The sequence below is a fragment of the uncultured Alteromonas sp. genome (assembly GCF_963976965.1).
Lineage (GTDB): Bacteria > Pseudomonadota > Gammaproteobacteria > Enterobacterales > Alteromonadaceae > Alteromonas > Alteromonas naphthalenivorans.
Window position 1 is genome coordinate 186,133 of record NZ_CAXBMP010000006.1, and the last position, 25,095, is coordinate 211,227.

A 25,095-nucleotide genomic window follows, 5' to 3' on the forward strand; every position below is an offset into this window, starting at 1 on the left:
AGTACTCACAGTTAAACGCTAACCGTTTCACCTATCTTTAAATCAAACGGTAGTACGGTGCTTTTCAGTGATTCGCTGAGTAAAGCTTGGGCGGCCATCTCGCCTTTAAGTGCGCTTGATTGGCAAACCGTTGTTAAATAAGGACGAGTTCTGTCTGCCTCTTCAATACCGTCAAAACCTGTAATTTTTAGCTCTTCAGGTACTTTAATTCCCATCGAAAGCGCTGATTGCAGCAGTTCCAGGGCAATAATATCACTCATACATAATACGGTATCAGGCCGAGGGTTACTGTTTAACACTTCTTTAGCCGCTTGCTTTGCGAAGCTTCGCTCACTTTCGGGAATATGCCAAACCCAATCATTTGATATTGTTGCCTGACGTTCATCGATTGCTTTCATATAACCGTCTAATCGACGATGAGAAATAGAAGTTTGAACTTCTATAAGCGGACTGTCATAAATGCGGCAGGTACTTGGAGACTCAATTAATCGCAGTCCTAAAATGGCGACATGATCACCAGGGGAGATTGCTTTTTTAGCGATTTGATACGCGGCGTTGTAATTATCGATGTTAACTGACGGAAGCCCTTCAATATCAAAATCTACCGTAATAGCAGGTTTACTTTGTCTTGCTAGCTCTTCTGCCAACTTATAATTGCGTGGCGCTCCGTAACAAATGAACCCATCAACAAAATCCACCACATCAAGGATACTTTCTGAGTCACCCGCATAAAGCAACAGGTGCTTTCCTTGCTGCTGTAATATACTTGAAACCCCTTTAATGAAGGTACTTGCTACGGGGTCACTGACGGTATAAGGAATACTGTCAGCCAATACTAAGGCGACAATATTAGAGCGCCCTTTCCTTAAGATTTGCGCGGCTTTATTAGGCCCGGTGTAACCAATGCGATCGCACTCGGCGAGGATATGTTCTCGACGCGCTTTAGACAATTGATCGGGCCTATTAAATGCATTTGAAATAGTGGCGGTCGACACACCTAACTGCAAAGCTACATCTTTAAGTGTCAATTTTGTTTTGGTCATTTTTATGTGTACTATTCCCTGCGTTTGTTTTTACGATTCCCTGCGTACGCAAAGACAACTAACTGTAAATATGCAAGCGTTACAAACGCTTCAAGCATGCCGGTTTGTTGGCTACCCGTTAATTACAGTAAAATGACCTTAACTATATCACCACTTAAACGATTAATTCACACCTCTTATCGAATACCTATGATTGAAAGGTTTTAAGCGAATTAGACACAGAGGCCAGTTGGGCTAAGTTACCTTAATCGTTTTTGTTTTTATCGTGTTCCAAATATTTTATCGCCTGCATCACCCAAACCAGGCAGTATGTAACCCTTCTCATCTAGGCGGTCATCAATAGCAGCAGTGAAAATTTCTACATCAGGGTGCGCATCAACCACGGCTTTAATACCTTCTGGCGCGGCCACTAAAAAAAGCCCCATGATTTTCTTACAGCCCTTTTGCTTCAGTAAATCGATAGTGGCAATTAACGTACCACCAGTCGCTAACATTGGGTCAACGATTAATGCAGTGCGCTCATCAATATTCTTTACTACTTTGTCAAAGTAAGCCACAGGCTGCAGTGTATCTTCGTCGCGATACAAACCAACCACACTGATTTTTGCATTAGGGATTAGTTCTAATACGCCCTCAAGCATGCCCAGCCCAGCACGAAGAATAGGTACTACCGTAATTTTCTTGCCTTTGATTTGCTTAACTTCAACATCATCACCTGACCAGCTTTTTATCACTGCACGCTCTGTTGGTAGCGTTCGTGTAGCTTCGTATGTCAGCAAGTTACCTACTTCTGATGCTAACTCTCGAAAGTCTTTACTGCTAATTTTGGAGTAACGCATCAACCCCAATTTGTGTGCAATCAATGGATGAGTTATTTCATGAACGGCCATTTTACTTCCTTAAGTATCTGTTTTACACAGTTTAACCGCTCAAACCATTTAGGCAAAATTAACCTAACGTATTTTCTCCTACATTCACGGTGCTACCATCAGGTAATGTCATTTCTATTTTAATACTTCCTCCTACTGCCGCGAGGTAAGCCGAGGCTCTATGAAGGGGAACATCCTGTATGCGTTTCGACTCAAGCTTACTTACCCCCGAAGCAGTCACGCAAAGCGCCATTGCCACAACTTCTTGTTTAACCCTGTGTTGCTTTCTAATTTCACCTAACGTTATTTCTCTCATTGTTTTGTCGCCGATATATTTTGGGCATAAAAAAACCCAGATGGTTTAACCTTTCTGGGCTTTTGCAAAACGTTCTTACTTTTATGCTATGCCCAGAAGCGAATACTTGCCCCTGAACACTCAGCGTCAGGCGCTATTATTGGGTATAATTGTAAAAGTAATTAAAAGTAACGTTTTGCATGATGAATTCTCTTTGGTGGTTGGAATGCGCACTTGCGCTGCTCACTTATCCTTAACCATACCATTATTATTGGCAATAACAACGACTTTCCAATTTGGAAATTTTTTGCCTACCTCTTCCACCTTTACTAGAAACTTACACTTTACTTCGCAACTTTCACCTTTAAAATCTCTCTTAAGGTTATCTTTAGCTACCTCAAAAATTATAATTATGAAATTACTTGTTCCCTTTTTAGTTGCTACTGCCGTGTTAGCAGGCTGCGCCGGAAAACCAGACCATCGAGATCAAGGTGAAGTGTTCTTCGAAACCAAAATTAATCCCGATGGCACCAAATTATTTGCTTTTAGCATTGGTATGCCAAGTCGTGGAGATCGGGATGAAGGCCGCGGCCAACGTCCTTCTCGAGGTGGTAATGGTGGCGGTCGAGGCGGCAGAGACGGTGGCGGAGACGTTGGCGGAGAAGCAAGGGGCGGTAACGATCGCGATGCCGAACGTATGGAAGCTTTTTACGATACATTAAGTGAAAAGTTATTTGAAACGCAATATTGCCGAAATGGCTATATTGAAATTGATACCCATGAAACTGAAGGCCGTTATCACCTACTCGGCGAATGCCAAGAATCGGCGTCAGAGGAAGATAAACTCAAGTTCGCAAATCCTTATTAATTGGTAAATTATCGCTCATATTGTTTTGTTTAGCAGTGTGGGCGATCACTTTTTATGCTTCATAGATAGGAAAAGTGCTAACGCATTTTGGATAGAGTTTTACTCTTTTATTATAAGTTGCAAGTGTTCGTGCCAAGCACAAAAAACATTAAAACTGCGTACCTAATTCAGCCTCTTTTAGTTTCTCTAAAAAAGGTGCAACCGCTACATCGCCTTCTTCAGGTGCCCAACTTGCAAAACCTTTATCATCCATGACTTCGTAGGGGCCTTGCTTTACTTCCATAAATACCACGGGTTCAAAGCAAACCGTGGCATGCCATACGTTAGGCGGGATCTCTACCCCTACACAATCACCACCAGCGCTTAAGGTTATACGTTTAGTTAGCACAGCATTGTCGTCAAAAAACAATAAATCGATACTCCCTTCCACAGCCATAAAAAATTCCCACTTATGCTGTTGGGTATGGCGATGCGGACGAACATAAGAATCTGGCTCCATTGCAATAAATAGGCGCTGGACTAAATCTTCGTAACTTTTGTGGACGTTGTGATTGGCTCTTCGTCTTGGACTTGCTTTGGCACTTTCTTTAAGTGCATTGCGCTGCGCGTGATTAAAAAGTTGAATATCGGTAAGCATGACACTCTCCTTGTTTTGCTCTATTAATGGGATTGCCGGTATTTGACTCCCCTAAAGTGCTGAACATTTAACTTAACGCGCAAGCCCGTGTTGCGAGGGGACTTGTATTTTGGCGCAACCTGTACGTTAGCATTTACGGTGCTGAAAAAGCAAAAAGACGAGCTTACTGCTCGCCTTTGACATTCAAGAACACGCTAAGCCCTCGGCTTAGCGTGTTGAGTTACCCTATTAGTTTAGCCGCTGAACTTGCCCAAACCTTCAACCAACAGTGCTTTAATCTCTTGCCCTTGTTCGGTATCGAGGTAGGCTTTTGCACTATTCACAATTTGCATGATCTGCGCTGGCTCTAAGCCTAGCGCTTCAAATTGCTTGTTTAATTCATTAACTGACTTAAAGCTATCGCTATAACTTGCGGCTTTATCAAGAATACTGCTTAAACCGCCTTCAGAAGTTACATTGCTGATATCGGGTACTGAACCTAGTAAAGACTCAAGCCCCGGCAATGCGTTGCTTAGTTCACTGAACTGGCTGGTTGAAATATTGTCTTTTGCGTAGTTGAAGATAGATGCTAAGCCACCTGTCGCTTGAGACTCGGTAATGCCTACCGCATCACTAACTGAGCGTGTCATATCAGAAATATTCGGCACTGCTTCAACTTCTTCGGTCATACCAAACAAGCCTTTCAGAGAATCCAACCATCCTTCAGCATGGCTTTGTGGGGCAACGGCAAGTCCTGATACTAAAACAAGAGCGTAGATTTTTTTCATCATTATTTTTATTGTGAGCAGGAAACAAAAGCTCTGCCAACAATCCATCCTTAGTGATTTCAAGAGCCATAATTTTATAGGTATTTGTAATTATCACAATTAGGCAAAAGGATAAAACTATGCCCTAGCACTTACTCGAACGGGGCTGAGTCGTTATTTTAGTGGGGTGTGTAGGACTTAAGACTTAGGCTTACTACGAAGCGAAAGAAGTTGCTCGGGCATCAGCACAAAAGCCCTAACGAGCCCCATTCCATAACCCGGACCTTCGTTGTCTAGTTCAGAAGCTGGTAAGTAAAAGTGCTGTGTCGCTTCTAAGCGGTATAAGGCTGAATCTACAATGTGCCATTGCCCGTCGTACCAAACTTCAGTCCATGCATGCCCAAACGCGTTTACACTATCGTTTTGCTCCACTATCACCGTACCAATTATAACCTTGGCTGACATGCCTAACGCGCGGGCTAACGCTGCCGTAAGCACCGCATATTCGGTACAATCACCACTGCGCTGGCTAGCAACAACCGAGGCAATATTAAAACCGTGAATATAATTTGGATCAACAATATAGCCATCTACAAAGGCGGTAAGATGTTCTAGCTCAAAGGGGGCATCTGCGTAAGCTTGTTGATAGCTAGCAACAAATGCTTTTGTACTGGGCTCACTCAAATCTACAACAAAGCTATCTGCGCTGTGTTTATCTTGAACTGGTTTAATAAAACGAGGCATTGGAGATAAGGTAATCGATAAGCGATTATCGCTCACCTGTTCAGCAGTCACACCTTCCCAATTTGCTAAGTTGATAGCCAGCTTATTTGAGTTTGATGATACCAGCTCAAAATTAATCTGTTTTGAAAGTGGTAACATCTGACCTTCAGCAAGCTCGATATCTATTTCAGCCATAGACGGCACAGACTGCGCGCTTACTGTATGAGTAAACGCAAAACCAACAAAACCAAATAGTAGGCTAAACCCAATAGATAACCGAGTTGAGGACCGCATTACAGTGTGGGGGTTCCGTGGGAATGCATCAATACCATGTCCATCTTAAGACCGCCTTGTTGCATAACACCCTTGCTAATGACGCCCTTTTTGTCAGACTGCATGGTCATTATCAATGGCCCCATATCTATTTTAAGGTTGCCACTAGGATTGTCTGCCTCTTCGCTTATCACAACCTCAATGGCTGCGGTTGGGTCGGCATCTGCTGTCCACATATAAAAACTGCCTGAGTTATTGTCTGAGTTAAGCAGATTGACCGATTCTAAATAGCTGCCGTAGCTCGATAGTAACCAGTCTTTATGAGCCAGTTCTATTTCTAAAGCTTTACCTTGCAACTCCCCTTTAACCTGCCAAGCGTCTTCAACGTAACTAATATTAAAGCTTGATGTCATCGTGCTGTTTTCAATGGTGTATTCACTTGCGTTAATCAAAGAACCGTCTGGGTTACTCCACGAAAAAGCGACTGAATCTGAACGAGCAATTGATGTTTCATCTACGGGGATCATAAACGCTGTCCCTACCACAATTTCAATATCACCATCGCTATCTTCTATATATTTTTCACGGGTGAAACCCATAGGGATATCATTAATGACTATCTGATAGGTAGAACGGTAAAATTCAGGGGAAGGTTGAGACGCAGTAAACGCGCGTACGAACGACTTAAATACAGCAACAAAAGCGCTTTGATAACCCATTTCGTTATGGATGCAAACTTGCAAACTATTATCAGTTTCAGCAGAGAGGCCTTTTAAAAGGCCGGAGACCTTTTCATCGCCCTCACCTACCGTATACAACGTATCGAGTGAGAGGTAAGGCGTTGCGTCGACCACACCCGAATCCATGGCATAGTTAAATTGTCCAGAAAGCGTTTTTTCATTTAACGTTTCCACACCCGACAAGCTATATTCAACAATTGAATATAGCGAGTTGGCTGGGCCATCAAATTCATTAAATGCGTAACATTCGACTGGTGAATCAGTGCCTATATCGATGGTGTAGTACCAAGTACCGTCAGAAGCGTCTTGTGCAGTCGCTTGCCCCAACACCGAACTATTTACCTGAAAATCAGCTATTTCAATAGGTGAAGTGTTAGTCACCTTGGTATCTCTAGCCATTGCCTCTTTGAACCAGTCTGGAAAATCGCTAAGGTTGACTAATTCAACAGCGCTTACGTTAAACGCCAACAAACTTGAGAAAGATAAAGAGGTAACAATACTGCCTAACTTCATAAATAGTCGTTCCTTGATATTTGTCACTGATTAAGAAAGCACATTGGCTGCTCATACCATTGACCATACGTTTTTTATGCGAATATTTCTATATTCTTTTGTGCGTTCTACTTCGCGTTTTTCTTCATTCTTTTACTTTGCGCTTCACGTTTTTCATTTCGTTTTTCTTTTCTAGCTTGTTTATCTGGCGTGAGCGAGCCATCTTTAAACCGTTGCTTTCGCTTGGCGTTATCAGCGGCTTTCTTTGCTGCCACTTCAGCTATTTCACGTTTTTCGACTTCAATCATCTCTGGGGTTTCTAGGGTTATTCTGCCTAATTTACCCGATTGTAGTTCGTTCAATAACACTTCACATATTTTATGAAGATTAACACGGCCGCCGGTCATTATAGCGCCCCGCTTTTTCGCCGCGGCTTCTAAAAACTCAATTTCAGTATCGGGAATTTCTTCAAGCTTATAATTCGCTTTTAACACATCTGGGTAAGTTTTAATCAGGTAATCGGCAGCATAAAAACCCACATCATCATATTCCATTGCCGTGTTCTTCACTGCACCTGAAGAGGCTAAACGATATATGGAATTAGGATTTTCCAGTTTTGGCCATAACACCCCAGGGGTGTCGAAAAGCACAATACCATCACCTAAATTAATACGTTGCTGACTTTTTGTTACCGCTGGCTCGTTACCCGTTTTAGCAATAATACGGTCGGCCAAAATATTGATGAGGGTAGACTTACCTACGTTTGGAATGCCCGTGATCATGGCTTTAATCACTTTATGCTGCACGTCTTTGTGTGCACATATAGTTTTAATCAGCCCCATGACTTGTTTACTGCTAGCGGGGTTGTCGCTAGAGGTAGTCAGGGTTTTAACCCCGCGCTCAGACTCTAAATGCGCTTGCCACTGCGCTGTTATTTTAGGGTCAGCCAAGTCGTACTTGTTCAAAATTTTTATGCACGGCTTATCGCCTCGCAATTTTGCAATCTCTGGATTTTCGCTTGAAAACGGTATGCGTGCATCAAGCACCTCAATCAGTACATCTACCTGACTAAGCGATTCCTTAATCTCTTTAAGGGCTTTGTGCATGTGCCCAGGAAACCATTGTAAGGCCACTGTTATTATCCTTTTAGGGGGTGGTGATACCAAGCTATTAGCACTTCGCTAATGCCCGGGCTGTTATCAAGCTAATGAGAAGCAAGCGCATAACGCTAATCCGCATTAAATGTTCAATAATATATAAACTGCAAATAGCAGCGCTAATATGTGCGTCTGAATAGCATTAGCAAAAGGCTAACGGGACAACTCATAAACAGACATATTCACGGCACTGGCCAAGTTGAGCGAATCTATTTTTCCGCTACCCGCAATGGTGTATGCCTTGGCATTAAATGCAGAAAGCGCTGCTTTAGGAACACCCCTCGCTTCATTACCAAACAAGTAGCAGTCGAAATCTGAAAACGACGGTGCGGTAACGGCTTCACCTGACATATCTAAATAGGCGAACCGGCTGAAGCGAGTTTGCAATGCATCTAGGCTCACATCTAATTCAATAGGCACGTGAAATATTGCCCCCATACTCGAACGCACCACTTTAGAATTAAAGGGGTCCACGCTATTGGGGCTTAGTAACAAGGAGAAATTATCAAACCAGGCTAATGTTCTTAATATGGTGCCCAAATTTCCTGGATCTTGAACTTCGTGCAAGTATACGTAGCGCTGCTTATCTTTATGTCCAAGCGCTTGATTCAAATTTTTATCCGACACTTGCTCTAGAGTATTGGTCGCGCCAGCGGTAGAACTAGGTAATGGCACACAGGCAATAATACCTTGCGGTGTTTTAGTATCACTTAGCTGTGTCATTTGCTTTTGGGTGACGTTTACTAGGGTAAACCCCGAATCAAGCGCCCTCGCCTTTTGCTCAAAGTCATCGGTAATATAAAGGGTGATAAATTCAGCTGATGGAGCACTACTCTTATTACTGTAAGCATTGGTCCTAACGGCTTTTACTAATTCTAAAACTAGATGTTCGCCTTCCACCAAATAAAAGCCAAATTGCCCACGGTATTTTTTCTGATGCAGCTTTTTAACATCATCAAGTTTCATCATATTATTTTTTCCGTTTTAGGAGGCGAAGCGCAAAGGTGCATTATTGTTTATTTATCGTGGACGCTATTCGTGCTCAAGCAAGGCGAGTTTATCTGGCACACCATTCCATACATCTGCGTCTTCAGGCGGCGCTTTTAGCTCAATAATATTAGGCCACTTCGCGGCAAGCTCTTCGTTAATGGCCAAATACGGCTTTTGCGCATCAGTGAGATGCGTATCTTGAACAATGGCGTCGGCAGGACATTCAGGCACACAAAGCGCACAATCGATACATATAGCAGGATCTATGGCTAAAAAATTAGGTCCTTCAAAGAATGCATCTACTGGGCATACTGCAACACAGTCTGTGTACTTACAGTTTATGCAATTGTCTGTCACTACAAAGGTCATTTGCACCTACATGCTTGGGTTATTATTTCAGGGTGCCAAGTTTAAATTAGCCTGTGTAAAACTCAAATTTCTTTTTACTCTATTATTCTAGGGTAAATAAGCTAATTAACACACTGCTTACCCGTGATTGCAGCTAGTATTAGTCTTGTTGCTGATTTACCATACGCGCGCCCTGACGGAGAGGCCGTCCGGCAAAGCCAAGAGTACCTATTATTATGTTGCGTTTAACCGATATTAAATTACCGCTAGATCACGATGAAGTTGCAATAGAAAACGCAATTTTACATAAGCTTCAAATCACAAAATCGATGCTTCTTGAAACCACGGTATTTAAACGCGGTTACGATGCGCGCAATAATAGAGACATCCAGCTTATTTACACCCTTGATGTAACGGTAGAAAACGAAGCTGCGCTGCTTGAAAAGTTCGCCAAAGATACCAGTGTGCGGGTAACCCCTGATATGCGCTATAAGTTTGTGGCTACCGCTCCTGAAGAAGTAACCGACCGCCCAGTGGTAGTTGGCCTTGGCCCTTGTGGATTATTCGCTGCGCTTATTTTAGCCCAAATGGGCTTCAAACCTATTGTGCTTGAGCGAGGCAAAGCCGTTCGTGAACGTACCAAAGACACCTTTGGTTTTTGGCGTAAACAACCGCTAAACCCAGAGTCTAATGTACAATTTGGTGAAGGTGGCGCAGGCACCTTTTCTGACGGAAAGCTATATAGTCAGGTGAAAGATCGCAAGCACTATGGCCGCAAGGTATTGAACGAATTTGTTGCTGCTGGCGCACCTGAAGAAATCATGTATGTGAGTAAGCCACATATCGGTACATTCAAACTGGTGAGCATGGTAGAGAAAATGCGTGAGCAAATCATTTCTCTAGGTGGTGAAATTCGTTTCAGCACCCGTGTTGAAAGCTTAGATTTAGACAGCGCGAATTCAAAACCAGCTGATGAAGCAAGCACAGACTCAAAAAGCCATAAAATTAAAGGGCTATTCTTATCTGATGGCAGCTACCTACCCTGCACCAAAGTCATTATGGCTATTGGTCATAGTGCCCGCGATACTTTTCAATCGCTTTATGACCAAGGTGTATACATAGAGGCCAAACCTTTTTCCATTGGTTTTAGAATTGAACACGAGCAAAGCATGATCGACAGCTGTCGATTTGGTGAGAACGCTGGTAACCCTATTTTGGGCGCAGCCGATTACAAGCTCGTTCACCACTGTAGAAATGGTCGTACCGTATACAGCTTTTGTATGTGCCCGGGCGGCACCGTGGTGGCAGCGGCGTCTGAACCTGGCCGCGTAGTTACTAATGGTATGAGCCAGTACTCTCGTCATGAACGAAATGCCAACAGTGCTATTGTGGTAGGTATTACGCCCGAAAAAGACTACCCCGAACACCCCTTGGCAGGCATAGATCTTCAGCGCAAATTGGAAGAACTGGCATTTAAAGTGGGCGGTGAGAATTATCATGCACCCGCGCAGCTTATTGGCGACTTCCTAGATGGCAAGCCAAGTAACGAATTAGGCGAAGTAAAACCTTCCTATACCCCAGGTATTACCCTGACTGATTTAAGCAAGGTTGTCCCCGATTTTGTTATCGAATCTATCCGCGAAGCCATTCCCGCATTCAATCGTCAAATTAAAGGCTTTGCTAAAGCTGACGGCATGCTTACAGGGGTTGAAACCCGCACATCGTCGCCTGTGTGTATTAAACGTGATAAGCAATACGAAAGCGTGAATATTGAAGGCTTGTACCCTGCCGGTGAAGGTGCGGGTTATGCCGGTGGTATTTGGTCTGCAGGTATTGATGGAATTCGCGTTGCAGAAGCGGTAGCACTGGCTTTGGTGCCCTCCGATTCTAATACCTAACTCCCAGTAGCATTTCCTCCATTGCTTATATGGGGGAATACGGTCAGTTTTTATTACTGACCGTTAGGGAGTCATTTAAGCAAACCAAATAAACGCCATTTCTTGCGATGCTGTGCCAGCGGAATTCTTACTACCCGCTCTTCAGTATCGCAAGGCTCGATTTTGGCATCCACCTGAACATTGTTAAGTTCAAGTACTAACTGCTGGGCATATACTTCATCTACACCACTTACCAAGGTAAAACGCTCTAATGAACTAATGGCTTTAGCCATTTGAATCACTTTCGATAGCGGTAAATCAACCAGTGTACGCAGCACTTTTAGTGCAGATACCGTATCAATATTATTTCCACTTATAATGACTTTATACATAGTTGACTCTATTCGTCTTCGGTTTCAGATTCTGGTTTTTTTGTACTGTTTGAGCTGTTTGAGCCGCCACCGATGCCTCCACCCGCGGCGAAGCCCCCCATACCGGCTAGGCCTATACCCGCTGCACCTATCCCGATTTCGCCCATTGTTGCTGCACCTGCCAAGGCAACAGGAATGGTTGCCAATCCAGCGGTAGATACTAATGCAATTCCAAGCCCTACCATGGCAATGCCAACGCCGATTTGTTCCCACTCATAATTTCCACCGGCTACTTGATTTAACTCTAATTCAGTAAGTTGTTTCATATCCTTGCTTTCCTTTTTAGGTATTCAATTAATTCGCTAGTGTTGCCTAGCAAGGAAAGCTTACTAACAGGAGAGATAGTAAAATACTGATCTTCGGCTTAGTTATTGAGCAGATTTAACCACTATGAATAAAAAAGGGCCATTAGGCCCTTTTATTTATCGGCTTTGATTAAGCAATCAATCATCGCCCAACTGTTCTGCGGTCGCTCTCAAATTATTAGCATTTTCAACGAACTGAGCCGCTACTGTCGTATCATCAAAGAGGTAGTTGAAGTCGATATAATCGCCCTCACCTTCATCAGAGACGAAAACCGAGAACCCAGTAGTACTCAAAGCAAGATACACTCTACCATCAATATCTATGCTCCCATCATCGTTTAATACATAGCCGAAGCTGTCGTTTACTTCTGAGTAAGTGCTATCGGTGTAAATAACCACATTGCTGCCGTCAAACTGTAGATAAGTGGTGTTCCATTCACCGCTTTGCGAACTATCTACCAATACTAAGCTCTTATCTTTCAACGAATCAAACGACGCAACAGATGTGCCTTCTCTTAACACCGTTTCATAATCATCAGCCGCTTGCTGAGTTCCGAAAAACGGTACTGGCGCACCTAAATGCGCGCCTATCGTGACGCCATCAGAAGACAACAGAAATGCTTGAAGCCCGTTCGGCGCTGCAACATCACTTGCTTGTAATAGAATACTGTTGTCTGCGGCAACTAGGAAGCTCCCACTTTCACTGCCTTGCGGCAATCCTTCGAAGGTACGAACATAAGTATCATCTGCTTCTAGGCTCAACGCTATTGATGCATCGTCTACTGTGTACAACCCGTTTTGCTCGACACCATATAACGTTGTACCTAAGTAGTCTGAGGGCGCCACTAAATTGACAAACGCTTGAGGCGGCAGCGCGGGTAAATGTGGGTGCTCAGGCAGCGTTGCGGTTACAGGACGATTCGCCTGTTTCGACACGCGGCGATTATCCTGAACAAAGTAGTCGACTATGCCATCGAAGCCGCCTCTACCATCTTGCTGACTGAAGTCGAACTCGTGCAGATTAGTAATATGGTAAGCATCGCCAACTTGAGCAAATATCGACCATGTACGACTGTTGTACAAATAGCAATCGGCTGATTCATTAAAACAACCGGGCCAACTATAATCGGTTGAACGGTAGCGATTTATTTGTAATTCTCCATTCGCTTCCACGGACCAATTCCCATACATTACCAAAATTTCTTCCGTGGTAATGTTACCGTCGCCGTTATTATCAGCAACTTCAATGGTGTACGCCTTTCCGTTTGGCCAAAGCTCCCACCAAAATTCATTGAGACTATCGCCATCAAAGGCGTAGGTGTATATACCTGGCACTGACGCTACGTCGAACTTATCTTCTGCGGTTACCGCACCGCCTGCGTCGACCTTAAATGACTCATTCTGCCCATCTGAGGAGATCCCGCTAACTGCATAAAGGTTATTGTCGCTTGAGTCGGTTAGTTGTACATAAGACAGTGTTGTTCCATCATCAAATGTAATGACGAGTTCGTTAATGTCAGGGTTCAACGCGTAAGGTTGCTTCATCCATGTAAAATCATTATCTACAACACGTGTACTACCCGTTCCGTCTTGGTTGAATTCGAACGTGTCTGAGGCCCAATTGTAGGTAAATAAATTACTGTCATCAGTATCAAATAGCGAAGAGGTGATAGGCAGTGATAGCGCTTTGTTATCGGCACTATCAATGGTAATTTCAATAGCATTATTTAACGCAATCGCAGTAACTTGCGTAGGGTCGCCAAGAATATTGTGAATATCTTCCAATTCACCATTGAGGTAATACTTTGAGTAAAGCAGCTTCATTTCAAATGTCACTACCCCATCTTGCTCATTTAGCGGCAAAAATGTCATTTCATGGTAAGCATATTCAACTTCAACTTGCTGAATAATCCCATCAAAGTTTAGATATTCATTTTGAGTAAAATGATACTCTCCATGTTCAAACTCTAATGTTATTTCATTGTCATCACTAAATTTCTCAGCTTCAAACGTGCCTAAATAAGTACTGTAAGTTGCTGTGGTGTCACTGGTTAAGGTGAGCTTTTTACCTGGATCTGAAATGAGTGGATTATAGTAATCAAGCAGGAAATAGGTAGTAGCCGATGCGTCTAAATCACTCTCTACTAACTCTGGGTCTGCTATAATTTCTTCGTAGGCTGACTCATACGCTTCGGTATTTTCAACAGTCTCGATATAGGCAGCGGAAGCTTCTGGGTTTTGGACCAGTGCTAACGTGTCAGCTATACCGTCAGGCAACGCTAAACTAGCATCGTCGTCCGCTTTGTCTATCGCCACTTTTATCGCGGTTGCCAACGCGAACTTCTCTTGCTGTGAAACCCGAAGATTCAATGCCGCTAACGTTGCGTCATCAACGATGGGATCGCCCAGGTTTTCTCGCTGCATTAAGCCGGCGTTTGCAGTGGTAACGTTGGTCACATTCACGCCGAAAAAATCATCTTTGATCACCTCACCGTCACCGTTAGAGGCTTCATTGAGCGCTTCAAACGAACCTAGCACTGACATAAGTTTCGCTTGCGTTTGCGCCCCTACGCCACTGGCTACAATAGACACCATTTTATCCGTTGCATCATCATCCACATTCAATGTAACGGAATAACTTCCATCGCTACCAGCCGTCACTTCTTGTTGCTCATCGCCTACATTAATCACAAGGTTTGCATCAATAATAGGCGAATCAGTCACTAGCCCTACTAGGGTTAACGATTCACTTTTCTGAAGTACATTAACGCTAACCGTTTCGGTAGTCGTCTCACCTTCATCATCTTCTACGGTAAGGGCAAACGATAACGTTTCATCGCTGTCTACAGAAGGCGCGGTAAAAGAGAGCGTTGAGGTCGTTGTGCCACTTAGCTCAACATCTGTCCCCCCCGTTTGCTCCCACAAATAGTTGGTAATTTCACCGTCGTCTTCAGCTACAGCGGCGATAGAGTGCGCCTCTTTTTCTTCCACTTCCTGGGCTGAGATTGTGATTATCGGTGATGCGTTGATGTGAGTAACGGTAACAGACACACTATCTGTGGCAGTTGCACCAGCATCATCAGTAACGTTAAGTTCGAACGTGAGTATTTCGGAAGGTTTCACATCTGGAGCCGTAAATTCAGCAGAAGCTTGGTCTGCATTTGTTAACGTGACCTCTACGCCTTCGGTTTGTACCCAGCGGTAAGATACAATAGTACCATCATCATCTACACCACTACCGGCAAGTGTTACCTGCGTATTTTCGTCAACGGTGGCATCCTCGCCGGCTTGGGCGACGGGAAGACTATTAACCACCTCTTCATTAACTGCTTCTTCTTCGTTAACAATAACATCTTCTTTGTCATCGTCGTTACAACCCGACAAGGCTAATACCAGTGATGCAGCAATAATGCTTTTCTTATAATTTGCTCTGATAAACATGAAACACTTCCTTATACTTTTTATCGGTTAAACATTAAACTAAAAAAGCATAAACCTGATCGCCCCCACCTTTCCTTCCTTAAATCGCGCAACTTGAACGCTCGCAACTAAAGACTGATAAAACGAAGCCACGCAAAACCAAAAACATGACGTGAATAGTAAACACAAAAAAATTCTAATTTTTTTGGAAAATACCTGCGCATTTTCTTTCTACCCCGACAAGTGGAACAAAAACACAATAGCCCCACAGCGAATATCGACAAGGTGAAGGGCAATGAAGTCGTGTGAGGTTAATGGGGCAGAACGAAAAATACGGTTCATGGTGAAATTTGAACAGCAGCTTAACTGTGAAATAGATAGAAGAGCGGTAAGCCACGACATATGTGATATACGGGTAAGTGATATGGCCAACGCCCTGAATATGGACGTGTCGACCCTTAGGCGTTTATGCCAGAAACACTACGGTAAATCGCCTAAGGCTTGCATAGATACGTTGCGTATTGCAGAAGCTAGGAAGTTGCTCTTAGTGGGTGAAAGGCCTTCCACCATAGCCGATAAGCTCGGTTTCTATGAACACAAAACCTTCTCTACCTTGTTCAAAAAATATGAAGGTGTGAGCCCCGTAATTTTTACCCAAAACGATAATGCAAAGGCCTTTGCGGCATACCGTTAACCAATTGTCGCTGCGCCTTCGCAAATCTTAAAAGCAAGGTTACTCTTAGGTGTTTATCGATGATCTTAATGAGGATTAACCACCGTAAACCGTTCATCAGACACAGCCCAATAACCTGAATCACTTATAATAAGTATTTTGTAGGCATTCCCTTGACCATTAAATTGCGCGGGATCGAGCCCGTAGTTACCTATGTTCGGTGCCCTACTCGCCACTAAATACCAACGTCGTTTCAACACAGTAGTGATCTGCGCATTGCGTCCGTTGCCAATATTAATAGGGTTGTCGTGAAGTACATATATCCCTACGGCATCGCCTTTTAACGCGGCATTGTCCCATTCAATAGTATTACGCTCGCCCACATTATAAACCTCAGAAGCTTCAGGTTTACTCACAGCATCAACTAATAAACGGGGATTGATAGTATGAGTAATGCCGTTGTCTATCGCCGTGCCATTTTGTACACCAAATGAGCCGTCACTGAGTGACCAATAGCCTTGATCGGATACCATCATTACCTTAAAGCCCTGCCCGCCATTTGCCATAAGAAAGAAAGGATCTATCTCTACTTCGCCCGTATTAGGCACCTGCTTAGCAAACATCTGCCAGCGCAAGCCTTGTATGTTTTCAAATGAATCAAACGCTTTGGCTTCAAAATTTAGTTTATGATTGATATACAAAGAAATGCTCTCGCCTTTAAGGGCCTCTTTATTCCACTTAAAGGTAAAAGGCGTACCCATCTTAAGGTTATCACCGTGAGTTGGTGCGGTAACCCCAGCAACTCTTCGATTACTCACCACGCGATTTTGCCCCTCTAACACCATCATATCGAGAGTCTTGAAATCAGGTGTTATTAACACCTCTGGGGACAATATACTGGCAAGCGTTTCAGCATACTCTTTGCGTATGGGAAGCGAAGTCGACGTTGCTAACATTTCTTCCGCTTTTAGGGCTTCTCCTTTAACTGCATACGCCGAGGCCAGTGCTAAATGTCTTTCAATATCATCGTTCTGAGTATGAGTGAGCCCATATTCAATCGCTAAATCAGTAAAGCCAGCGCGTAGAGCAGTATGAATAATATAAGCGGTATACTCGCCCAAGGTGTCTTTTTCCGCCAATGCATAAATATCGGCTTGCTTCACTGATAGTCCCAAACCTATCTCACTATTCACTGCCACTAACGACGAGAAAAATGAAAGGGAGGCTGTTGAGTTCTCGTCGGATACGCCGTCATTATTTCTCAATGTTTTTATTTCTGCTGACTTGATAACCGATAGCGCGCTTGTGAAATCATTGACAAGATACAAGGCTATCGCTTGTTTCACCTTTAACCGAGAACACCGGGGGCGTTGCGCGCACAACGCAACCGCAGATTCAATAAAAGACACACTTTGAGCATACATTTTACCGTAGGCATAATAGTTGTGTTGCTGCTCATAAACTTTTATTAATCGCTCCTCAAATAAGGGAGCAAGTGCAAGGTAAATACTTTGCTGCTTACTTAATAAAAACTCTACCAAAAGAGGGTCATCTATTAGCGACGCGGTTTCTAATAGATATCCATATAATTGCGCGAGCTCTGGATTAGTTGCATTATAGGCTTGCTCACCCAACGCCAACGATGATTTCATTCGTGATGCGGCACCATTCCTCTCGCCGGCTTTGGCTAGCACTAATGATTTCATACCTTCAAACCATGCTTTTTGGTGAGCCGGCATATCTGCTGGTAAGGGCTGCTCAACCCTATCAAGTAACTTGGCTGGTGCATGTTTAAGCAAAACTTCCCACTGAAATTTTTGCAATCTAAACTTGTCTTCCGGCAACATTTGTTTGTCGAAATTATTCAGAAGACGCGCCAGAGTATCTAGCACTTGCGGCCTTTGTGTGCCAGCGTAGTCGACCTTAGCGTTAAGGAATTCGCTTTCAAACGTACTTGGTAAATCGTTATTATATTTCGTAAGCCAGTGGGTGGCGCTGCTCAAATCACCACGGTAATAGGCTATTTTTGCCTGCATCAATGCACCGCTGGCACCATCTGTATCCAATCGCTCAATAACGTACTTTGCTTTCTCTATATATCCTAAGTTCAATAGCGTTTGAGATAAGGTGGCAACAATTGATGCACGGGTTTCACTATCACTCAATGAGGTCGAAAATGCGATATCAACACCATGATTAATAAAGTCAGCGGCACTCAATGCGCCGCCGCCTTCTGATTGTGGTGAGTGCGCTAAAAATAACTCGTCGTAAAAGGAAAGCGTCTGCTGTGTTTTCCTCGATTCTTGAATTAGCGACTTATTTTGCATGAATAGCGCAGCAGCCCCTATCGCTAGCACACAAGGGATAATGACGGCAGATATTGCAGTAGTGGGCGAACGTTGAAACCATTTTTTGTAATAATAAGACTTGCTACTTTTGAACCACTTAAGTGGCCTATTAGCGAATAAACATTCAAGTGCATCGTTAAATTGCTCAGCACTTTGAAAGCGATCCCTTGGGTCGGCAGATGTGGCTTTTTCAATTACTGCCTCAAATTCAGTATTGAGCATATGGTGCTGAAACATAAACGCCATTACTTTACCCAGCGCATATATGTCATCGGTAACTTTTGCCTGGTTGCCACTTTGTTGTTGTGGACTAGCATAATCGTTGCTGACGGCGGTTAGTTGTTGGTTATCTGGATGGCTTAACGAGTGTGAAATACCAAAATCGAGTAACTTTGGTTGGTTGTGTTCATCTACAATAATATTCGACGGTTTAATGTCAGCGTGAATAATACCGCACTGATGTGCTTCAAACAGCGCACTACAAAGTTTCATTAATACTGAAAGGTAGGCGTGAGTAGTGTGCGATAAATTCTGTCTATTTGATAACGTTGCTTCAGACAATGGAGCACCATCAATGTATTCCATCACCAAATAAGGTACGTCTTCTTCAGTGACATCGACGGTATAAATTTTAGCGATGTTAGGGTGGTTTAAATTGGCTAAATGCTGCGCTTCTTTTTGTATAAAGTTATCACCCGCTAAATCTGCAATTGATGCGAAAACAAACTTAACGGCGACTTTTTGTTCTATCAACCCATCATTTCGCTGACCTAAATACACCGCGCCCATTCCGCCTTCGCCAAGCTTTTGCTTCAGCAGATAAGGGCCGACTTGTTTACCTTCTAAGGATTTCGCGTGATTATCATCACACAGTAAATCGGCTTGAGCCCCCACTAACTGTGTGAAGCCACTTCGTTGTTGATTCGCATAATGTGCATCGATCAATGCCAAGGTTTCAGCAAATATTGGGGCTTCTTTGGGACATAACTGCGACAAATTTTCGCGCATTTTAGCTTCATCCAACCCAATAAGGTGCTGAAAAAAGAGTAAGGCATTTTCAAACTTCATGAATAGCTCTTATGGTTTAACTGAACAACATTAAGGCGGGGTGAACTATGCGGCTTCGCACTGAACCCTAAGGTAAGCTTTTGCCGCCGACAATTCGTTGTAAACCGTTGACTCGCTTAAATTGAGTTGAGAGGTTATTTCCCCTACATTTTGCCCTAGATAATAGTGAAGAAGCGCTATTTGGTAACAACGCTTAGATACATTTTCGAGTGAAGATAACGCATTGTCGAAACTAAGATATAAACCTGAGTCGATAGAAGCGTCGGTTATCTGTACCACGTCTTCTAAATCGTTAGTGCGTTTTTTCGCAGAGCGCTTTTTAATTTCATCTTGCAACATCCAGCGCACAAACACCGCGAGAGAAGCATAAAACTGCTGCCTGTTTTCAAAGATTTCATCAGGAGCAGTCAGTTTGATAATGACATCGTGAAGGAGGGAGGTGGTATTAGGAAGCTTGTCGAGCAGGCTAAGCCCATTGTCAGACTCCGCTTTTTTGCTAATTTGCTTTTTCACCATGCCTTTTAAATGATAGTAGACAATACTACGAAGCTGATTGGCACTTTTTAAATCGTTATTGATTACCCAAGCGTTTAACACTTCGGTAAATTCGCCGCTTGTATCCCTCAAATGAACATCTTCCATACTGCTGCCTAGCGCATTGGCTAATCACTTTAATTACCAACATAGAAATAATATGGCGATTAGTCAACGCTTAAATGCACTTTATCTTAAGTAATAATTCAAAAACCCTAAACTCAACCACAGTATAATCATTTGTTATTACTAACAATTACTTACACTCATTAATCAGGACATTTAACATAGAGCTCACCATCGTAAAGCCCTTGTATGGTGAGTTTCTGATTAGACAAAGACCGCAAATAGTTAATGTGATCATCCTCTATTAATTGCCCAGGAATAAGCAGTGGAATGCCCGGGGGGTAAGGTGTCACCAACCCAGCGGCAATGCGCCCCGCACTTTCCTGCCAAGGTATAGACTCCCGCTTCCCGAAAAACGCTTTTGAGGGTAAAGCCACTAAATTAATAGGTGGTATGGTGGCAGGCATAGCACTTCGGCTTTTACTTTTATTCAGGGAAACCTTGCCTTCATCTAGCTTCTTAAGGGCGTTATATAGTCTGACAATTTTAGAACGCATGCCGCCTAATGTTAGCAATACTAGAATAGTGCTATGAGTAAACTTCTCTATTTCTAACCCCACTTCGTCCATCAAAAATCGATGAATTTCTTGATTCGAATATTCAAGAGCCGAAATATCGATAAGAATTTTAAGCGGGTCGTGGCCCATATTGTCTTGTTCAAAATGGGGGAATACACGTGCAAAGTCGGCTTTCTCTAAAATACGAATTCGACTAAAGCGCGCTACCTGCTGTTTCAACTCTTCCACGTTAGCCAGTAATTCGTTAAGAATTTTGTAGCCTTCCATTTCTAACTGCTGTCGACACACATCAAGGGATGCCATTAGCTGATATTTTGGTGATGTACTGGTGTGAATGCTGTAAATCTCTTTAAAGAAATCACGGTCGAAGTCAGGGTCGTTAACGTGAATAAACGAGGCTTGAGAGAACGCCGAGACTACTTTATGTGCTGAATGGGTAACGTAATCAGCACCGGCTTCAATAGCGGAATACTCTCTAAACTGAGGATGAAATAAAGAATAGGCAAACCACGCTTCATCAATAAACACCTTAATACCGTATTTGTGCCCTAGTGCCACCACTTGTTTCAAATCAGTAAGCAGGCCATCGTAGGTACATCCCGTCAGCACAATCAGCTTGGCGTCAGTATTCGCTTCAATAACTTCTTTTAACTGCGACAAACGAGGCGGTGAAAATATACCGTAGTCTGGGTTGAACACGCTGTCTAAATACACGGGCATAGCGCGGGCTTGCACAATGCCGTAGTGCACCGACTTATGGCAATTTCTGTCAGCGATGACTTTATCGCCTTCTCGCAGTAAGGTTTGCAGAATAATTTTGTTTGAGGTTGATGAACCATTAGTCACGAAATAAGACTGCCTAACTTCAAAGGTATTGGCGACATTCGCCTGAGCCCTGCCAATAGCGTGAGTACCATCTGAAAGTGAACCGAGGGAGTCAACACTTACTGATAAATCACTCACAAATACATTTCGCCCAAAGAAGCGGTAGAAATCACTGATGTAGGGAGAGTTTCTAAAGCTTGCCCCACCGCTGTGACCTGGCGTATGCCAAGAATCATTCGCTTCTACCACATAGTCTTTATAAGCGGTCCAAAACGGCGTTTCGTTTCTGTCATCAAAATCGTTGATGATGTAACCCAAAATAGATTCCGGATCGGAAATAATATCATTGCGATAGAAAAACGACTCCATGCCACTGGCCTGATTCACAATATCTAAACCCTTTATAGCGTCGCCCAATACATAAACAGGCAACTCTCTGCGGATCGCTTTAATAGCACTAATCACTACTGCATTGTTTTCTAGCTTTGGTTTTTCTTTCTTCTTAGCCTGATTAAAACTTGTGCTCATACTCACTTCATCAAGTAAAACCGTGGTATCCCAGCTAAATACCACAGCCTGTATTTCGCCGTCGTTTCTTACCACATCAAGGGCGCGTGATACTGAAATTGCCTCGACAACGCTCATTTCGATATCCGGTCTGTCGAACAGTTCGATGGTGGAGCGAATACTGTCAGACAATTGCTCTAACAATTCTTGTGAATCTTCAATGATAAGAATTTTTAATTTTGGAAGCATAGTATGGTTAACGTAAGTAATTAGAAATAAGCTAAAAAAGGAGTGTACGCCTGAATTGATAAATTGTCAGCGTACCTGTTTCCATGCACGGAGAAATGCATTCTTTTGATAGGGTGAATATAGATCACGGGCTCTATCCCACAATCTGCCAAAAACTCAATTATAAGCGAACGCCAATACCCTTCATTATTTAAAAAAACTTGCTTCTTAGCGTCACTAAAAACACACTCCCCCAATAGTATTAACAATAAAGAGGCAGTGATGGCTTTCGAATTAAAAATTGAAAACAAGGTAGCACTTATTACCTTTGATGACGGGAAAGTAAACGCAGTGGGCTTTACCCTTATTGATGCGTTAAATAACGCATTAGATGAAGCTGAGCAAAAAGCTGATGCAGTAGTAATGTACGGCGGTGCCGATAAGTTTTGCGGCGGCTTCGACCTTTCCGTTATGAAAGCTGAAGATAAAACCGAACAAGTAAAATTAGTCCAAGCAGGTGCCGACTTAATTATACGGCTGTACAGCTATCCTAAACCCCTTATTGTTGCCGCTGAAGGCCATAGTATCGCACTAGGGGCAATATTTTTGATGGCCGCTGACTTACGTATAGGTAAAGATGGTGAAACTAAATATGGCTTAACAGAAACCGCTATCGGCATGGTTTTACCTGCGTTTGGTATGGAACTGGCGAAATCACGTTTAGCCCCTACATCTTTAACCGAAGCGTTGCTCTTTTCGCGTGTATATCAAGGGAAGGAAGCAGTAAAAGTGGGCTATTTGGATGCAGCAGTGCCTCAAGATCAAGTACTTGCTACCGCAATGGGCTATGCTGAAAAACTTAAAATGTTGCCTGCGAAAGCGTTTGCAGAATCGAAGCTACAACTTCGCAAAGAAACGCTATCAAAAATGCGTGGCTAAACAAAAAACTAAAATGGCACCGAAAAGGTGCCATTTTCTGCTCGCGCTGTTTCAATATTTTCGTTAACTAACGAAGCGTGCTTCATTGTGTACCAGTTGGGCGTTTTAACTAATGCACTGCACCTGAAGTTTCTTCAATTTTCGCTTGAAGTTCTCCTCGCAAACCCAATTCGAAGCCAAGTTCTGCAACCACAAACAACGGCCCAATAGCCAAGCCCATAATATCGTCTACGAAGGCTGGTTTTTTGCCTTCAAAATGATGCCCAACAAATTGTAAAATCCAGCCGCCAACAAAAATACCGATTGAAGCAGATAGCCATAACCATGTTGCGCTCTGCGCTAAAGGCTGTGCGATGTAAAGCAAAGCCCCTGTTAACACCACCATAGTTAAGCCAAGTTTCACATCTAACTTTAAGTAAAATACATTACCTATTACCCACACGAGCAACGCAGGGCTTAGCAATAATGCACCTACAATTGGCGCTGTAACTTCAAAAGCCGGGCGGCTTAACAAGCTTAAAAACGCAAAAACAATAAGGGGAATACCAATGTAATGGGTAAAGATATTACGCTGATCTCTATGGTATTTAGCGTACTCACTTAAATGCTGCTCAAGCGTTTTCATTTAGCTACCTGTAAACTTTTTCTTATATTGGGGAGAGATTATCGAGAAAAAGCACTTCACACTGTCGTAAAGCCGACAATTAGTTCAAATTGATAAGTAGTGCATACCATAGTCGGCACCATTAGGGCGAAGCTCCTAAAAAAGGTTTAATCGCCAAAGCCACTAAAAATTGCCTTATCGCGCAATATAACTTACCTTTTTGAAGATAAAGATAAAACCAAAAATCATTGAGTTATAAATTTTACAAGGATGTTTCATGCGCAAGGCCATTCGCTTTAGGCTACTTTACTTATTATTCGCCGTTGCTACTTACGTTTTAGGCTTCACCTTATTACCAGAAACCATTAGCTCTTCATTCGACCAGATACTTTCTGCTGGCTTCCTGATTGCCTACTTTGTAATACTCCCCGCTGTTTTTTGGTTTTGTGTAATTAAAATCGGTGAGCAGAAAAAATGGAAGATTATTATTCCGTTCAGTATTGCCAGCGTGGTGGCCCGTTATTCCATGCCCGACACTCTTGCTAGTTACTTTGAATTTTTAAGCTGGGTGCGCTACCCCGTTATTGTCATACTGCTTATTATTGAGTTTGTGGTTATTTATCACGTGGTTTCCATGTTGTGGAAATCGAGAAAGCTGAAAGGTGACCCACGAATTAATGCGTTAATTGACAACATTGACGCAGACGATAAGAAAAGAGAAGTCACGTTAATTATGGCTAGTGAACCGGCAAGCTGGTATTACGCTATTCCTAAGTTTACAAGAAACCATACTGCCACTTTGACCAATTTATCCTTACTCAGCGCCAAACGATGGCACTTCGCTTTAGTACTGTTAGGCTTAATTGCTGTGACGTGGGTGTCTTATTCTTTATTAATTTTATGGAGTGAAATTGCCGCCATTATTGTCGCGTCGGTCATTTTCTATTGCATTATTAGTGTCACGGCGAGTCATCGAATTAGCAGGCGCTTTTCTGTTTATTGTCACAATAATCACCTCATTGTGAATGCCACCTTTTTCAATCTGCTTTTTATTCCCTTATCGCACCTTAAAGCTTGTGAAGCAGGCGAGTGGAAATGCGACAAAGAACAATTAAAAATAGGTCGCGGTACGGCGAATATCAAGCTTACCTTTTCAACTCCCGTTTATTGGTTCACGCTGATGGGTACTTTTTGTGAACGCCCTAGCGAAGTCTATTTGTGTGTAGATGCACCACATGATCTCGTGAATTCTCTAAATTCTGGTCACTTAATAGGTGGAAACTCGAGCGCTGAGCCGACTGATGACAATATTGATAAACAAGCGTGTGCTTAACGAACTTAATATAATGTAGTCAGTAAGTCATGATGCGAAGGTGTTTAGTGTGGTTAGTTGCTCAAATAGTGCGATAGATAGTAGGTAAATAAAACACCGCCTTAGCTTGAATAAGCTAAGGCGGTGTTAATTATTACGGTGTTCTTTGTTTCGGTGCTTTCAGCAGTGCTTTTTTTAC

General features: G+C 43.0%; 22 protein-coding genes. 5 read left to right on the forward strand and 17 right to left on the reverse strand.

Going from position 1 to position 25,095, the window contains the following annotated elements; translation table 11 throughout:
• Positions 1-11: 11 nt before the first annotated feature.
• The 3 genes from AAC006_RS07375 to AAC006_RS07385 form a co-directional block, all read right to left on the reverse strand.
• On the reverse strand, positions 12-1,043 hold the full coding sequence (locus tag AAC006_RS07375; protein WP_129739660.1) for a LacI family DNA-binding transcriptional regulator: 1,032 nt from the start codon (positions 1,041-1,043) through the stop codon (positions 12-14).
• 260 nt (positions 1,044-1,303) lie between these two features.
• Entirely contained in the window at positions 1,304-1,933 is a 630-nt protein-coding gene (gene upp, locus AAC006_RS07380) for a uracil phosphoribosyltransferase (RefSeq protein WP_013783184.1), read from the reverse strand.
• A 58-nt stretch (positions 1,934-1,991) separates the two neighbouring features.
• Positions 1,992-2,228 carry an XRE family transcriptional regulator gene (locus AAC006_RS07385; RefSeq protein WP_013783183.1) on the reverse strand — a complete coding sequence of 79 codons (237 nt, stop codon included), beginning with the start codon at positions 2,226-2,228 and terminating at the stop codon, positions 1,992-1,994.
• 391 nt (positions 2,229-2,619) lie between these two features.
• Here AAC006_RS07385 and AAC006_RS07390 point away from each other — a divergent pair, with 391 nt between their 5' ends.
• On the forward strand, positions 2,620-3,075 hold the full coding sequence (locus tag AAC006_RS07390; RefSeq protein ID WP_339891039.1) for a hypothetical protein: 456 nt from the start codon (positions 2,620-2,622) through the stop codon (positions 3,073-3,075).
• 148 nt (positions 3,076-3,223) lie between these two features.
• Here AAC006_RS07390 and AAC006_RS07395 read toward each other — a convergent pair whose 3' ends face one another.
• The 7 genes from AAC006_RS07395 to fdxA all read right to left on the reverse strand — a co-directional run bounded on the left by AAC006_RS07395 (position 3,224) and on the right by fdxA (position 9,202).
• Complete coding sequence (locus tag AAC006_RS07395; protein WP_159532310.1) at positions 3,224-3,712, reverse strand: WbuC family cupin fold metalloprotein; 489 nt, start codon at positions 3,710-3,712, stop codon at positions 3,224-3,226.
• A 233-nt stretch (positions 3,713-3,945) separates the two neighbouring features.
• Positions 3,946-4,482, reverse strand: a complete 537-nt coding sequence (locus AAC006_RS07400; RefSeq protein ID WP_232043466.1) for a DUF2780 domain-containing protein — start codon at positions 4,480-4,482, stop codon at positions 3,946-3,948.
• 174 nt (positions 4,483-4,656) lie between these two features.
• Positions 4,657-5,475 carry a transglutaminase domain-containing protein gene (locus tag AAC006_RS07405; protein WP_339891041.1) on the reverse strand — a complete coding sequence of 273 codons (819 nt, stop codon included), beginning with the start codon at positions 5,473-5,475 and terminating at the stop codon, positions 4,657-4,659.
• Complete coding sequence (locus AAC006_RS07410; protein WP_339891043.1) at positions 5,475-6,707, reverse strand: hypothetical protein; 1,233 nt, start codon at positions 6,705-6,707, stop codon at positions 5,475-5,477. The genes AAC006_RS07405 and AAC006_RS07410 overlap by 1 nt, the downstream gene beginning before the upstream one ends.
• A gap of 107 nt (positions 6,708-6,814) precedes the next feature.
• Entirely contained in the window at positions 6,815-7,819 is a 1,005-nt protein-coding gene (gene ylqF / locus AAC006_RS07415) for a ribosome biogenesis GTPase YlqF (RefSeq protein WP_339891046.1), read from the reverse strand.
• A gap of 177 nt (positions 7,820-7,996) precedes the next feature.
• Entirely contained in the window at positions 7,997-8,809 is an 813-nt protein-coding gene (locus AAC006_RS07420) for an RNA methyltransferase (protein WP_339891059.1), read from the reverse strand.
• 66 nt (positions 8,810-8,875) lie between these two features.
• Entirely contained in the window at positions 8,876-9,202 is a 327-nt protein-coding gene (gene fdxA / locus AAC006_RS07425; protein ID WP_013783175.1) for a ferredoxin FdxA, read from the reverse strand.
• Between the two features lie 215 nt (positions 9,203-9,417).
• Between fdxA and AAC006_RS07430 the strand changes: the two genes are divergently transcribed.
• Entirely contained in the window at positions 9,418-11,079 is a 1,662-nt protein-coding gene (locus tag AAC006_RS07430) for an NAD(P)/FAD-dependent oxidoreductase (RefSeq protein WP_129739670.1), read from the forward strand.
• A gap of 71 nt (positions 11,080-11,150) precedes the next feature.
• Here AAC006_RS07430 and AAC006_RS07435 read toward each other — a convergent pair whose 3' ends face one another.
• The 3 genes from AAC006_RS07435 to AAC006_RS07445 all read right to left on the reverse strand — a co-directional run bounded on the left by AAC006_RS07435 (position 11,151) and on the right by AAC006_RS07445 (position 15,235).
• Positions 11,151-11,450 carry a hypothetical protein gene (locus AAC006_RS07435; protein ID WP_339891048.1) on the reverse strand — a complete coding sequence of 100 codons (300 nt, stop codon included), beginning with the start codon at positions 11,448-11,450 and terminating at the stop codon, positions 11,151-11,153.
• 8 nt (positions 11,451-11,458) lie between these two features.
• Positions 11,459-11,755 carry a hypothetical protein gene (locus tag AAC006_RS07440; RefSeq protein WP_013783172.1) on the reverse strand — a complete coding sequence of 99 codons (297 nt, stop codon included), beginning with the start codon at positions 11,753-11,755 and terminating at the stop codon, positions 11,459-11,461.
• A gap of 177 nt (positions 11,756-11,932) precedes the next feature.
• Entirely contained in the window at positions 11,933-15,235 is a 3,303-nt protein-coding gene (locus tag AAC006_RS07445) for a hypothetical protein (protein ID WP_339891051.1), read from the reverse strand.
• Positions 15,236-15,509: 274 nt separating this feature from the next.
• On the opposite strand from AAC006_RS07445, the gene AAC006_RS07450 reads away from it, so the two are divergent.
• The gene (locus tag AAC006_RS07450; RefSeq protein ID WP_013783170.1) at positions 15,510-15,908 is read left to right on the forward strand and encodes a helix-turn-helix transcriptional regulator; all 399 of its coding nucleotides are present in this window, start codon (positions 15,510-15,512) and stop codon (positions 15,906-15,908) included.
• Between the two features lie 65 nt (positions 15,909-15,973).
• On the opposite strand, the gene AAC006_RS07455 is transcribed toward AAC006_RS07450, so the two are convergent.
• The 3 genes from AAC006_RS07455 to AAC006_RS07465 form a co-directional block, all read right to left on the reverse strand.
• Positions 15,974-19,303: a protein kinase gene (locus tag AAC006_RS07455; protein WP_339891054.1), complete on the reverse strand. Its 3,330-nt coding sequence runs from the start codon at positions 19,301-19,303 to the stop codon at positions 15,974-15,976.
• Positions 19,304-19,348: 45 nt separating this feature from the next.
• A complete protein-coding gene (locus AAC006_RS07460; RefSeq protein WP_208805759.1) occupies positions 19,349-19,945 on the reverse strand; it encodes an ECF-type sigma factor in 597 nt (198 codons plus the stop codon).
• Between the two features lie 161 nt (positions 19,946-20,106).
• Positions 20,107-22,062, reverse strand: a complete 1,956-nt coding sequence (locus tag AAC006_RS07465; protein WP_208805760.1) for an aminotransferase class V-fold PLP-dependent enzyme — start codon at positions 22,060-22,062, stop codon at positions 20,107-20,109.
• Between the two features lie 261 nt (positions 22,063-22,323).
• On the opposite strand from AAC006_RS07465, the gene AAC006_RS07470 reads away from it, so the two are divergent.
• Positions 22,324-22,980 carry a crotonase/enoyl-CoA hydratase family protein gene (locus tag AAC006_RS07470; RefSeq protein ID WP_208805761.1) on the forward strand — a complete coding sequence of 219 codons (657 nt, stop codon included), beginning with the start codon at positions 22,324-22,326 and terminating at the stop codon, positions 22,978-22,980.
• Between the two features lie 109 nt (positions 22,981-23,089).
• On the opposite strand, the gene AAC006_RS07475 is transcribed toward AAC006_RS07470, so the two are convergent.
• A complete protein-coding gene (locus AAC006_RS07475; RefSeq protein ID WP_057790391.1) occupies positions 23,090-23,605 on the reverse strand; it encodes an Mpo1-like protein in 516 nt (171 codons plus the stop codon).
• Between the two features lie 256 nt (positions 23,606-23,861).
• Between AAC006_RS07475 and AAC006_RS07480 the strand changes: the two genes are divergently transcribed.
• A complete protein-coding gene (locus AAC006_RS07480; protein ID WP_339891056.1) occupies positions 23,862-24,917 on the forward strand; it encodes a hypothetical protein in 1,056 nt (351 codons plus the stop codon).
• Positions 24,918-25,095 lie beyond the last annotated feature (178 nt).